This window comes from Streptomyces sp. 7-21 (assembly GCF_016741785.1).
Classification (GTDB): Bacteria; Actinomycetota; Actinomycetes; order Streptomycetales; family Streptomycetaceae; genus Streptomyces.
This window is the reverse complement of record NZ_JAERRL010000001.1, coordinates 148,408-161,263: the sequence shown is the minus strand read 5'-3', so window position 1 is coordinate 161,263 and position 12,856 is coordinate 148,408. Positions and strand designations below refer to the sequence as shown.

Sequence of the window (12,856 nt, the reverse complement as noted above, 5' to 3'; positions counted from 1 at the left end):
ATGACCGACTCGATCAGAAGAGCGGACTCCTCGGGGCCGTGTGCGGCGGCCTTGAGGAGATGTACGCGCGGCTCGCCTCCCTGACATCGCAAGGTTCAGCCAGCACGTAGCCTCTTGGGAAGCCGTCCACGTGCACCACCTCGGCTTTCTCATCGAAGGACAGCACACCATACGGACAACCCGAATCGTGAACCACCTGAGTGCCGCTCGGGATAATCTGCACGACGTGGCGAGGCGTTTCAGCGATGGCACACAGCTTTTTCAGCTGTGCGCGCATAACTTCCTCACTGCCCACCCGCCGACGCAGAACTGACTCCTCGAGGACAAGCCACAACGCGGCGGGGTTCTCGTCCCTCGACAGGACATGCTGACGCTGTAGGCGCGCCGTGACCAGGTCCTCCAGGTTTTCCGGGCGACCAGCCGCGAGGACAGTGCGGGCATAGTCCTCCGTCTGAACGAGTCCGGGAACCAGTCGGGGGTTGACCATGCGGATCGACGTCGCCATCCACACCAGCTCGACGTCATGCCGGAACCACGGCGGACAGGCGTACTTGATGGCCAGTGGCCACAGCCGGGCGAAGCGGCTGCCCTGGCGCGGCAGTGCGTCGTGGCGGCGGCGTTGGTCAGCGTTGCCCCGTGCTGGGGTGGCAGACCGGCTTCCTGGCCCCTCGCGCGCCGGGTCAGCCGTCCCGGAGGGCCGGGAAGTAGACCTGGTAGGAGATGACGAACGGCAGCGGGAGGTCCGGCTCGTCCGCGGCCTCGGTGAGGGTGGCCTCCTGGCCGAGCACGCGGCCCGTGGCGGGGTCGATGAGGAAGGTGTAGCGCGTCGGCTCCCCGCTCTTCGACGAGGTGAGGGAGAACGCCTGCACGTGCCGTCCGGCCCGGTCGGTCGCCTCGCCGTCGTACGTCAGTCCCGGCATGTCGGCCAGCATGCGCAGGAAGGCCGCCCGCTGCTGCGGACCGAGGTCCTGCACGGTGAGCAGGTCGTGCATCGCCGCCGTCAGGTCGATGGGTGCCGCGACCGGCGCACCGTGCGCCGACTCCAGCCAGGCCCGGAACTCCTCCGGATCCGCCGGTGCGGGCTGCATGTAGGGCGTCGGCCCGTACTCGGACGTCGTCGTGGCGCCCAGCACCTTCCGCGTCTGCGTGACCGTCCCGTCCGGGCTCAGCCGGTTACGGACGTCCGCTTCCATGCCCAGCAGCGGCTCGTCGGAGGTCTGCGCCAGCGTCCATTCGAGGTAGCGGATCTCCACGGCACGGCCGTCCGGCTCCGGCTGCGCGGCGGCACGGTCCGCGATCTCCGCCAGCAGCTCGTCCGCCGGCCGCTCCGCCGTGGCGGCCTCGTACGGCAGCGGCGACGCGGTCGTGTAGCCGGTCCCTCCGTCGCCGGTGCCGCCGCTGTCTCCAGGCAGCACCGTCAGCACGGCGGCGAGGGCGGCCACAGCCGTGGCGCCCGCCGCGACCGTCAGCCACCGCGGCGGCCGCCACGGCTGCCGGGCGGGCCCGGGCTGAGGTGCCCGCGCCAGGATGGCCTCCAGGTCGGCCCGTGCCCGCTCCTCGTCCACCCGCAGGTCAGCGGCGGGATCCGCCGCCGCCATCAGCTTCCTGACGTCCCTGGTCACACCCATGCCTGCCCCTTCTCATCCTGCTCACCCTGCAATTCGCCGGCTCCGCCCCGTTCCTGCTGGGCCAGGGCGCTCCGCAGCCGCGCGCGGGCGCGGTGCAGCCGTACCGAACACGTCGCGGCGGAACACCCCAGCGCCCGCGCCGCCTGCCGGACCGTGAGCCCTTCCCAGCCGATCAGGGCGAGCAGTTCGCGGTCCGGCTCGGCCAGCGACGACCACGCGGCGAGCACCAGATGCCGCGCGGCCACCTGGTCACCGGCGTCACGCCCGGTCCCGGGCGGGTGGGTGTGCGCCACTCGCTCAGCCAGGTGCACGGCGTGCCGCTCGGCCCGCACGTGACTGGCCACGGTGTTCCGCGCGACGCCGTACAGCCACGGCAGGGCGTCCCGTGGGACGGCGTCAATCCGGCGCCAGGCAGTGGCGAACACCTCCGCCGCCACGTCCGGCGCCGCGTCCGCCCCTACCCGGCGCCGGGCATACCGCAGCACTGCCTCGTAGTGCTGTGCGTACATCGCCCGAAACCGCTGCTGTCCCATCAACGCCCCTCCGCGTGGCCTCACACCCTGTCTGTGTGCGCAAGAGCCCGGTTCTTACAGGGGCGTCGGAACTTTTTCCGTCAGTCACCGGCGCGCAGCGGGCGCGGCGCGGCTAGCTTGGTGCGCCCGGCAGCGGGTCCAGGCGGCGGCGCAGCAGGCAGAAGACGTTGCCCTCCGGGTCGGCCAGGACGTGCCAGCTCTCCTCGCCGGTCTGGCCGACGTCGGCGGGCCGCGCACCCAGGGCGAGGAGCCGTTCCAGTTCGGCGTCCTGGTCGCGGTCGGTGGCGTTGACGTCGAAGTGCAGCCGGTGCTTGCGCGGCTTCGGTTCGGGGTTGGGGCTGAGGATCAGCACCGGCTGGGGGCCGCCGGAGCCGGCGCCGGGCGGGCCGATGACGATGCTGCCGCCGGGTTTTCGCTCGATCTCGGTGTAGCCCAGGACCTCGCTCCAGAACGCGGCAAGCCGCTCAGGGTCGGCGGCTTCGATGACCAGCTCACTGATGCGGCATGCCATGCCCGGCGAGTGTAGGGAGACGGCCCCCGCGTTACCACGGGTTTTGGCGCCCAGCAGGCGCTCCCCCTGGGCGCGGCGATCGTTCCCGATCGACTGTGATCGAACGGTGCGGCTGTCGTTGACCGTTGGGCCGCCAGGCCGCAGTCTCGGCTCGCGGCTTCCGTTCCGCGCACGGCCCGCCGCTCCTTCCCCTCCCCACCGGAACCGCCGCGCCGCTCCCCCGTCATGGCGCGGCACCGCACGGAAAGGACGGTCATGTTCCCCTTCCGCAGCACCCGCCAGCCCCGCAGCCGCCCCGTGACGGCGGTGACCGCGTCCCTCGCCGGGCTGGCCGCGTTCGCCGCCGTTCCGCTCGCGGCGGCCCCGCCCGCCACCGCTGCCGGCGCCCCACCGGCCGCCGCGCAGCTGGACGCTTCCGGCTTCCGCGGCGTCAACTGGGCGATGCCCGGCGACAACTTCACCGACGACCCGGTCGTCCCCGAAGGGCTGAGCCGGTCGGACGACTACGACACGGTCTACGCCAAAGCGGCCGCCATCATCGGGGAGTTCGAGTCCACCATCGGCGCCAACACCGTCCGGCTGCCCATCAACGCCGACTCCGTGCCCGGCACGGCCTGGGGCGACGCCTACGCCGGGGCCGTCGATGCCGCCACGGACGCCGGGTTCAACGTGGTCCTCTCCGTCTGGGAGGGCTCCTCCACCGCCAACGGCCGCATCGACGACATGGCCGCCTTCAACGCGATGTGGGACGCCGTCGTCGACCGGTGGCTGCCCGATGACCGGGTCTACTTCGAGCCGATGAACGAGCCGCACGGCTACAGCGCGCAGGAGTGGGCCGATATCGCCGCCGCCTGGCTCGCCGACCGGCCCGAGGTGCCGCGCGAGCGGGTCTTCGTCAGCGGCCACGGCTACAACGGGGACGTCACGGCCGTGTGCGGGGACAGCCGCCTGGACGGCACGTACCTCTCGCTGCACGTGTACACGTTCTTCTTCGGCGAGATGGACTACGGCGCCTGGCGCGAGACCGTCCGCTCCCGCGTCGGCGGCTGCGGCTCCCGCACGGTCGTTGACGAGTTCGGGGCGCCGACGGACGACGGCCGCGACTACAACGACCCGGACAGCGCCGACAACTTCGTGCGGTACATCCGCGCCGTCACCGACACGGTCCGCGAGGAGGGCATGGGCGCCGTGTACTGGCCCGCGCTCGGCGGCAAGCACACCGAGCGGCCCGACTACGACTGGTACTCGCTGTACGCCCTGGAGGGCAGCGGCACCGACCTGACGCTGCGGCTGCGCAGCCAGAGCATGGCCGACCGGCTGCAGCACGCCTGGGGCCTGACCGGCTAGTCCGGCGGCTAGTCCGGCCGCACCACCAGCTTGCCGCGCACGTGCCGCCCGGCGAGTTCCGCCAGGGCCGCCGGGGCGTCGGACAGCGGCAGCGTGCGGGCGAGCATCGGCGCGAGCCTGCCGTCGGCGGCGAGGGCGGCCAGCGCGGACAGCATCTCGGAGAGGTCCGCGATGTCGCGCTCGCCGCCGTGCGCGTACGCCGCGCCCAGCGCGATCTCGTGCACGGACGGGGCGGTGGTGAACGGCGGCAGCGCCGCCAGGTCCGGCCGCCCGGCGACGGCGGCCAGCCCGCCGCCGAAGGACAGCGACGCCAGCAGCGCCGTGGCCGAGTCCGGGCCCACGGTGTCCACGACCGCGTCCACGCCGCGGCCGCCGGTGAGCTCCCGCACCCGCGCCGGGACGTCCTCGGTGCGGTAGTCGATGACCTCCTGCGCGCCCAGCGCCCGCACGTGCGCGGCGTTGGGCGCGGAGGCCGTCGCCAGCACGCGCGCCCCGGCCAGCGCGGCGAGCTGCACGGCGAAGCCGCCGACGCCGCCCGCGCCGCCTGTGACCAGGACCGTGTCGCCCTCGGCGACGCGCAGCCGCCGCACCACCGCCTGGTAGGCCGTCATCCCGGCGCACGGCAGCGCGGCGGCCGACGCCGCGTCGAGCCCGTCGGGCAGCCCGGCCACCGCGGCCGCGTCGGCCAGCGTGTACGCGGCGAGGCCGCCGTGGCGGCGCAGGTCGCCGTGGCAGGCGACGCGCTGGCCGGGGCGGACGCGGGTCACGCCCTCGCCGACGGCGTCCACGGTGCCCGCCACGTCCAGGCCAAGCACGTGCGGCCAGGTCCAGTCGGGGTGGCCGGCGGCGGCGAGCTGGTAGTCCACGGGGTTCAGCCCGCACGCCTCGACCCGGATCCGCACCTGGCCGGGGCCGGGCTCGGGCAGCGGCAGCTCGGCGCGGCGCAGGCTCTCGGGCGGGCCGGGGCGGTCGAGGACCAGGGCGTGCACGGTGGCGGTCTCCTCTCTTTCCCGCCGCGCCGGGTGCCGGCGGGCGGTGTCCACGGTAGCCGCGGGCGGGTGGCCAGATCGTCACGCTCGCTCCGCGAAATGAGTTGCGCCAACCCTCCGCTCGGTGAACGATACGGTGCGTGACGTTGGGGGGAGAACTCGCGGCAGTACGTGCCGGATCGGGGAATCCGGCGGCGATGGTCGGTGAACTCCGGCGCACCGCCGTACTCGTGCCGCTGCTCGGCGGCGGGCTGATGTCGGCGGAACGCGACGGCATCCGCTGGATCTACGCGTTCACCGACGAGGCCGCGATGGCGCGCTTCGCGGCGGCACGCGGCGTCCCGCCCGGCGAGGAGTGGGAGTACGCGGCGGTGCTGGGCGCCCGGCTGCTGGACGTGGTGGTGCCGTCGCTGGGCGGCCCGCCGACGGGAGTGGCCCTGAACGTGGCGGACGAGGACGGCGCCATGCTGTTCCCGCCCGTGCGGGGCATCGTGCCGGACGCGGTGGCGGTGGACGCGCCGCGGCGGTGAGGAGCGGTGACGCATGGAGCGAGCGAGGGGGGCACGTGTCCGGGGAACAGCCTGACCTGGCAATGAGCCAGGAGACGGTCGAACTGATCACGCGCGGGATCAACAGCGCCATCGACGAGCTGGGCAACGTGGGCGCCAGCGACACGGAGAAGCTGATGGGCAGCGGCTTCGAGAACATGTCGCTCACCGAGATGGAGTCCGGCGGCGGCTCGCTGACCGAGTCGTTCGAGGACTTCTGCGAGCAGTGGGAGTGGGGCGTGCGCGGGCTGATCCAGCACGCCGACGAGATCGCCAGGGCCCTGGGCCTGGCCGCCGGGATGACGTACGAGGAAGACAGGTACTGGTCCGACAACCTCCGCATCGCGGCCAACGCCCTGCTGCCCACCGGCAATCCGCACGCCACCGAGGAGGAGCTGTCCGGGCAGAGCTTCGGCGACATCCTGTCGCTGGACGCCCCTGACTACAGCGCCGAGTCCTTCCAGCAGGCCTGGCAGGACATCCGCCAGACCTGGGACGAGTACAACCGCGGCCCGGGTGACCTCGCCCTGGACCCGTATCTGAACGGCGACAGCCAGCAGTAGGCGCGCGACGCGGAGGGGGATAGACCACCGTGGGGTGGCTGGACGACCTCACGCCCGACTTCATCGAGGAGGCCGCCGAGTTCGGCACCGAGCTGATCGGCGAGGGCGTCGAGGAGCTCACGAACTGGGGCGCGGACCGCCTTGAGGACTTCGGCGCGGACGGCGCCGCCAACTGGCTGCGCGAGACCGGCACCTCGGCGGCCAACCGGCTCGGCGCGGACGTCAGCGAGCTGTCCCTGGGCCAGACGGACGACCCGAAGAAGCTGATCTACGGCAGCCCCGGCAAGCTGCGCTCCACCGCCGCCCATCTGCGCGTCTTCGCGGACGCCTTCGCGGACGTCGGCGCCGGGCTGCGCGGCCTGAACACCGGGGAGTTACGCGGCCTGACGGCGGATGCGTTCCAGGAGACCATCTCCATCGAGCCGCAGAAGTGGTTCACGGCCGAGGAAGCCTGCCGGAAGGCCGCGGAGGCGCTGTCCGGCTTCGCCGACACCGTGGAGTGGGCGCAGGGGCGGGCCCAGGAGGCGATCGACCTCTACGACGAGGCGCAGCGGGTGTCGGACGAGGCGCGCGCCGAGCACGACGCGCGGGTCGAGGCCTACAACCAGGCGGTGGAGGAGTACTACGACACGCCCGAGGACGAGCGTGCCGGGATCATGCTGCCGCCCTGCCCGACCGAGTTCGAGGACCCGGGCCCGGGCCTGCGCCAGGAGGCGGAGGAGATCCTCACCGAGGCACGCGCGCAGCGGGACGAGGCCCGTACGCGGGCGGTGCGCGAGATCGACGACGCACGGGAGATGGCGCCGCCGAAGCCCTCCTACGGCGAGCAGGCCGGCGACGCCTTCACGCGCGTGGAACTGGCCTCCTCGCACTTCGCGGGCGGCATGCTGCGGGGAGCGTCGGGTCTGGTGAACACCGTGCGCGGGGTGAACCCGCTGGACCCCTACAACCTGACGCACCCGGCGGAGTACCTCACCCACCTGAACAGCACGGCGCTGGGGCTGATGGAGGCCCAGCAGAACCCGGTGGGCACGGCCTCGGCGATGGCCGAGTCGTTCCAGGGCGACCCGGCCGAGGGCGCGGGCCGCCTGGTGCCTGAGCTCATCGGCCTGCGGGGCGCCGGGCGGGGCGCGGGCACCGCCGGGCGCGGCGCGGGCACGGCCGGGCGCGGCGCGGGCACGGCCGGGCGTGCGGGCAGCTCGCCGTCGCGGGGCCGCGCGCAGGCACGCGAGGACGGGCCCGGGACGCACTCCACCCCGGACCGCGACCGGGTGGCCGAGGGCACGGACCCGGTCGACCTCGCCACCGGCCGCATGTTCCTGCCGCAGACCGACGTCGAGCTGCCGGGCGCGCTGCCGCTGGCATTCCGCCGCCGCGTGGAATCCGGCTACCGGGCCGGGCGGTGGTTCGGCCCGTCCTGGTCCAGCACGGTGGACGAGCGCCTGGAGATCGACGCCGAGGGCGTGGTCTACCTCTCCGAGGACGGGCTGGTCCTCACCTACCCGCACCCGGCGCCCGGCGTGCCGACGCTGCCGCAGAGCGGCCCCGGCTGGCCGCTGGAGCGCACGCCCGGCGGCGACTACATGCTCACCCACCCCGACACGGGCGTCACCCGCCGCTTCGCCGGGCCGCTGGGCCCCGGCGGCGAGACCGGCGCGGACGGCGAGGCGCCGCTGGCGGAGATCAGCGACCGCAACGGCGACCGCGTCACCCTTGAGTACGACGAGGACGGCACTCCCCTGGGCCTGGTCCACTCCGGCGGCTACCACCTGAAGCTGACCGTGCGGGACGGCCGCGTCACGGCCCTGTCACTGGCGGGCGCGGCCGACGGCGGCGGGGACCTCGTGCTCGTCCGCTACGGCTACACCGGCGGCGACCTCACCGAGGTCATCAACTCCTCCGGCCTGCCGCTGCGTTTCGACTACGACGACCAGCACCGCGTGGTGGCGTGGACCGACACCAACGGCTGCCGCTACGACTACGTCTACGACGCGTCGCACCGCTGCGTGGCGGAAGGCGGTACCGAGGGGCACCTGGCGGTGCGGATCGCCTACGGCGAGCCCGACCCGCTGACCGGCCTGCGGCACACCACCCTCACCACCGCCGACGGCCACACCACGCGCTACACCGTCGACCGCGACTGCCGCGTCATCGCCGCCACCGACCCGCTGGGCCGCACCACCCGCACCAGCTACGACGCGCGCGGCCGCGTCACCTCACGCACCGACGCCCTCGGCCACACCACTGCCTACGAGTACGACGAGCGCGGCAACCTCACGGCCATCACACTCCCGGACGGCCGCCAGGCCACCGCCTCCTACAACTCCCTCAACCTGCCGGTGGAGATCACCGAACCGGGCGGGCGCGCCACCTGGCGGCAGGAGTATGACGAGCGCGGCAACCGGACCGCCGTCACCGGCCCGGACGGGCAGACGACGCGCTACGCCTACGACGCGCGCGGGCACCTGGCCGCCGTCACCGACGCCCTCGGCCACACCACGCGGGTGCGGTGCGACGCCGCCGGGCTGCCGGTGGAGATCACCGACCCGCTGGGCGGCACGACGGTGTGCCGCCGCGACGCGTTCGGCCGGCCCGTCGCCGTCACCGATCCGGCGGGCGCGACTGAGCGGATGGCGTGGACGCCGGAGGGCAGGCTCGCCCGGCACGTGGACGGCACCGGGGCGGAGCAGACCTGGGAGTACGACGGCGAGGGCAACTGCGTGCGCCACGTCAACGCGGCGGGCGGCGTGACGACCTTCGCGTACACGCACTTCGACCTGCTCGCCGCCCGCACCGAACCGGACGGCACGCGCTACGAGTTCACCCACGACAGCCAGCTGCGGCTGCGCCAGGTCACCAACCCGGCCGGGCTGACGTGGACGTACGAGTACGACGCCGCGGGCCAGCTGGCCGCCGAGACCGACTTCGACGGCCGCACCCTGCGCTACGCCTACGACGCCACCGGCGCGCTGGTCTCGCGCACCAACCCGCTGGGCCAGACCGTGACGCTGGGCCGGGACGCGCTGGGCCGCGTCGTCCGCAAGGACGCCGACGGGCAGGTGACGACCTACTCCTATGACGCGGCCGGGCGCCTGGCCGCCGCCGAGGGCCCGGACGCCACGCTCACGCTGCGCCGCGATGAGGCCGGACGCGTCACGGAAGAGACCACGGCCGGGCGCACGCTCACCTACGCGTACGACGCGCTGGGCCGCATCGTCACCCGCACCACGCCGTCCGGCGCCGTCTCGCGTTCGTCGTACGACGCGGCGGGCCGCCGCACCCAGCTGGTCGCCTCCGGCCACGCGCTGTCCTTCTCGCACGACGCGAGCGGGCGGGAGACGGTCCGCCGCATCGGGGACGTGCTCACCCTCTCCCAGGACTGGGACGCGGCCGGCCGCCTCACCGCCCAGACACTCACCGGCCCGTCCTCACGGCGGCTGCGGCACCGCACGTACACCTACCGCCCGGACGGCTACCTCACCTGGCTCCACGACGACGCCAGCGGTGACTGGGCGTTCACCCTCGACCCGGCCGGGCGCGTCACCGGTGTGCGGGCCGAGGGCTGGCGGGAGACCTACGCCTACGACGCGGCGGGCAACCAGACCCACGCCGTCTGGCCCTCCCACCATGCCGCGCCGGACGCCGTGGGCCCGCGGGCATACACCGGCAACCGCCTCACCCGGGCCGGGCGGCTGCGCTACGAGTACGACGCGGCGGGGCGTGTCGTGGTGCGGCGGAAGAGCCGCCTGTCGAAGAAGCCGGACATCTGGCGCTACGAATGGGACGCCGAGGACCGCCTCACCGCCGTCATTACCCCGGACGGGACCCGCTGGCGGTACCGGTACGACCCGCTCGGCCGCCGCATCGCCAAGGAACGCCTCGCGGCCGACGACGCCACCGTCGTCGAGCGCACCCGCTTCAGCTGGGACAACGTCACACTCGCAGAACAGATCACCGAAGCCCCGGAGTTACCCCTCCCGGTCACCCTCACCTGGGACCACGACGGCTTCCGCCCGCTGGCCCAGACTGAACGGCGCACGGCCGCCGACGACCCCCAGCACGAAATCGACCGGCGGTTCTTCGCCATCGTCACCGACCTGACCGGAACCCCGACCGACCTCGTCGACGAGTCCGGCACCACGGCATGGCGTACCCGCTCTACCCTCTGGGGCACCACCGCCTGGTCCGCCGACGCCACCGCCTACACCCCGCTGCGCTTCCCGGGGCAGTACTACGACCCAGAAACCGGGCTCCACTACAACCTCTACCGCCACTACGACCCCACCACCGCCCGCTACCTCACCCCCGACCCCCTCGGCCTCGCCCCTGCCCCCAACCCGCAGACCTACGTCCACAACCCCCACACCTGGACCGACCCCCTCGGGCTGACGCCATGCTCCAATCAGGAGTGGGCCGAACGGGCAGATTTCAGCGACAGACGCACCATGAACAAGAAGTATGACCGACATGCTGAAGATTTCGGCATCACGGGCAACAGAAACAATCAGAGGTTGCGCGAATTTGAACAAGCCATGCGCGAGCACATCGCTAGCCCAGATACAACAATGCACAGGTTCAATTGGCGCAACCAAGGCGAAGCGCTTGCTTTCTTCAACAAGAAGACAGGGCTCATGGTTATGCTTCACGACGACGGCAGATTTTGGTCATGCTGGAAACCTGGAAAAAAGCAAAGGCAGGCCATGGCAGACGGCGAAATGGCTTGGTGAACAAAATGACACAAAAAGCGATCATCAATCAGTATCAACAACAAATCCTAAATCAGAGTGGAGTCTTTAATCCGTCCTGGCTTGCTATCAATGTAAAAGCATGCGCGCCATATCCAGCCCCGAGTGGAATTAATGCAGAACTCATCAAATTCTTTAAACGCGGATGTCGAAGCATTGAGTGCGCACATACCCTGGTTGGAAAAGTGCGATTGCCAGGTTCAGAACGGCCTGCCATAGACCTCGTAACTTACGCAACAATAGAAGAACTACCTCGGTACGTCGAAAGTCTCAAAAAAGACGTGCTGATTGCCACCGCAGACCTCAGTGCGGGCATGTTTATCAGCGGAATGGATTATGCGCTCATTGCTGGAGTAGAGGAATTCATGAAGGGCGTAGATCCATTTGGAGTCGATTACCCTCGAGAAGACTTCGAGCACTATGCCGGAACGCATCCTGCAAACTCTGCAAAACTATTTGAAGTTGCGCGGGAGTATGCTCCGCGTAAGCGGTCCTGGAGAACGGCAAGCGAAGTCCCGTCGGATAGTTGCACTGGAAAACAGCTTCAGCTGATGGAGGATTTTATCCACGGTCGCATCGAGGGAGCAGCCTTCGCTCGACAATGGTTGGACAACCGCAGTCAGGCGATCGATGAAAAAGAAATGCTGTCATTTGCGATCCTATATTTCTTGAGTGAGGTATTCTATGCAATAGATGACAGCTACACCATCGATCCATCTTTGCGAGACGAGGATGATATGACAGATGAACAGCTCAGGGAGGTAGTTCGGACAAGCCTGACAAAGATTTTCAGGCTATAGATACGGAAGCTGCAAGAAAGCTTCACAGGCACACTGTTTGGTTCCCAAATGGAACAAATTCGGAGTGAAGAATTACATGGAATCAGATAGACGCTATCGGGAGATAGTAGATAGTTTCGGGCTCTTCAATCCATCCTGGTTGCGCATCAATGACAGAGACTGCACCCCACTTCCTGCACCTGAGGGTGTTGACTCGTCTACCCTGGCATGCCTTGCACGCGGGCATGCTGGAAACCTGGAAAAAAGCAAAGTCAGGCCATGACAGGCGGCGAAATGGATTGGTGAACGAAATGGCACAAAAGGTAATCATCGAACAGTACAAAAAAATCCTAAATCAGAGTGGACTCTTCAATTCGTCCTGGCTTGCTATGGATGCAAAAGCATGCGCGCCATATCCAGCTCCGGGCGGGATTAATGCAAAACTTATGAGATACCTCGAATATGGATGCCGAAGCATTGGATGCGAAGATCTCTTGGTCGGGAAAGTACGATTGTCAAGTTCGGAACGGATTTCCACAGACGTCGTGATTTACGCGACAATAGAAGAGCTCTTTCGGCACACCGAAAGTCTCAAAAAAGACGTGCTGATTGCCACCGCAGACCTCAGTGCGGGCATGTTTATCAGCGGAATGGATTATGCGCTCATTGCTGGAGTAGAGGAATTCATGAAGGGCGTAGATTCATTTGGAGTCGATTACCCTCGAGAAGACTTCGAGCACTATGCCGGAACGCATCCTACAAACTCTGCAAAACTATTTGAAGTTGCGCGGGAATATGCTCCGCGTAAGCGGTCCTGGAGAACAGCAAGCGAAGTCCCACCGGATAGCTCCACCGGAAAACAGCTCCAACTGATGGAAGATTTCATACACGGTCGCATCGAGGGAGCAGCCTTTGCTCGGCAATGGTTGAACAACCGCAGTCAGGCGATTGATCAAAGGGAGATGCTGACGTTTGCGATCCTGCATTTCCTGGATGAGCTATTTTATGCAATAGACGACAGCTACACCATCGATCCATCTTTGCGAGACGAGGACGATATGACAGATGAACAGCTCAGAGATGTAGTTCGGGCCTGCCTGACAAAGATTCGCAAGCTATGAATGAGGAAGCTGTCGAGGAGCGGTGCACGCGCACACTTGCTTGACTCCCAAGTGAAACAAGTACGGAGTGACGAATGAATATGGGCTCAGAT

Annotated in this window: 11 protein-coding genes; 6 read left to right on the top strand and 5 right to left on the bottom strand. The window is 69.2% G+C overall.

Annotated elements, in window-relative coordinates; genetic code table 11:
- Positions 1–13 precede the first annotated feature (13 nt).
- The 4 genes from JK356_RS00730 to JK356_RS00715 all read right to left on the bottom strand — a co-directional run bounded on the left by JK356_RS00730 (position 14) and on the right by JK356_RS00715 (position 2,672).
- On the bottom strand, positions 14–505 hold the full coding sequence (locus JK356_RS00730) for a DUF5753 domain-containing protein (RefSeq protein WP_201865470.1): 492 nt from the start codon (positions 503–505) through the stop codon (positions 14–16).
- 175 nt (positions 506–680) lie between these two features.
- Positions 681–1,628: a CU044_5270 family protein gene (locus JK356_RS00725; RefSeq protein WP_201865469.1), complete on the bottom strand. Its 948-nt coding sequence runs from the start codon at positions 1,626–1,628 to the stop codon at positions 681–683.
- Positions 1,619–2,137, bottom strand: coding sequence for an RNA polymerase sigma factor (locus JK356_RS00720; RefSeq protein ID WP_201865468.1), 519 nt, complete (start codon positions 2,135–2,137; stop codon positions 1,619–1,621). Before JK356_RS00720 ends, JK356_RS00725 begins: the two co-directional genes overlap by 10 nt.
- 136 nt (positions 2,138–2,273) lie before the next feature.
- Positions 2,274–2,672, bottom strand: a complete 399-nt coding sequence (locus JK356_RS00715; protein ID WP_201865467.1) for a VOC family protein — start codon at positions 2,670–2,672, stop codon at positions 2,274–2,276.
- A gap of 255 nt (positions 2,673–2,927) precedes the next feature.
- On the opposite strand from JK356_RS00715, the gene JK356_RS00710 reads away from it, so the two are divergent.
- Complete coding sequence (locus tag JK356_RS00710; RefSeq protein WP_201865466.1) at positions 2,928–4,019, top strand: cellulase family glycosylhydrolase; 1,092 nt, start codon at positions 2,928–2,930, stop codon at positions 4,017–4,019.
- A gap of 8 nt (positions 4,020–4,027) precedes the next feature.
- Here JK356_RS00710 and JK356_RS00705 read toward each other — a convergent pair whose 3' ends face one another.
- The gene (locus tag JK356_RS00705) at positions 4,028–5,008 is read right to left on the bottom strand and encodes a zinc-binding dehydrogenase (protein WP_201865465.1); all 981 of its coding nucleotides are present in this window, start codon (positions 5,006–5,008) and stop codon (positions 4,028–4,030) included.
- A 140-nt stretch (positions 5,009–5,148) separates the two neighbouring features.
- On the opposite strand from JK356_RS00705, the gene JK356_RS00700 reads away from it, so the two are divergent.
- The 5 genes from JK356_RS00700 (at position 5,149) to JK356_RS00680 (ending at position 12,764) form a co-directional block, all read left to right on the top strand.
- On the top strand, positions 5,149–5,538 hold the full coding sequence (locus JK356_RS00700; protein ID WP_201865464.1) for an SseB family protein: 390 nt from the start codon (positions 5,149–5,151) through the stop codon (positions 5,536–5,538).
- A 62-nt stretch (positions 5,539–5,600) separates the two neighbouring features.
- Positions 5,601–6,119, top strand: a complete 519-nt coding sequence (locus JK356_RS00695; protein ID WP_201865463.1) for a hypothetical protein — start codon at positions 5,601–5,603, stop codon at positions 6,117–6,119.
- A gap of 29 nt (positions 6,120–6,148) precedes the next feature.
- Complete coding sequence (locus JK356_RS00690) at positions 6,149–10,846, top strand: putative T7SS-secreted protein (RefSeq protein ID WP_201865462.1); 4,698 nt, start codon at positions 6,149–6,151, stop codon at positions 10,844–10,846.
- Positions 10,786–11,664, top strand: a complete 879-nt coding sequence (locus tag JK356_RS00685) for a colicin immunity domain-containing protein (RefSeq protein WP_201865461.1) — start codon at positions 10,786–10,788, stop codon at positions 11,662–11,664. Before JK356_RS00690 ends, JK356_RS00685 begins: the two co-directional genes overlap by 61 nt.
- A gap of 149 nt (positions 11,665–11,813) precedes the next feature.
- On the top strand, positions 11,814–12,764 hold the full coding sequence (locus tag JK356_RS00680; protein WP_201865460.1) for a colicin immunity domain-containing protein: 951 nt from the start codon (positions 11,814–11,816) through the stop codon (positions 12,762–12,764).
- Positions 12,765–12,856: the final 92 nt, after the last annotated feature.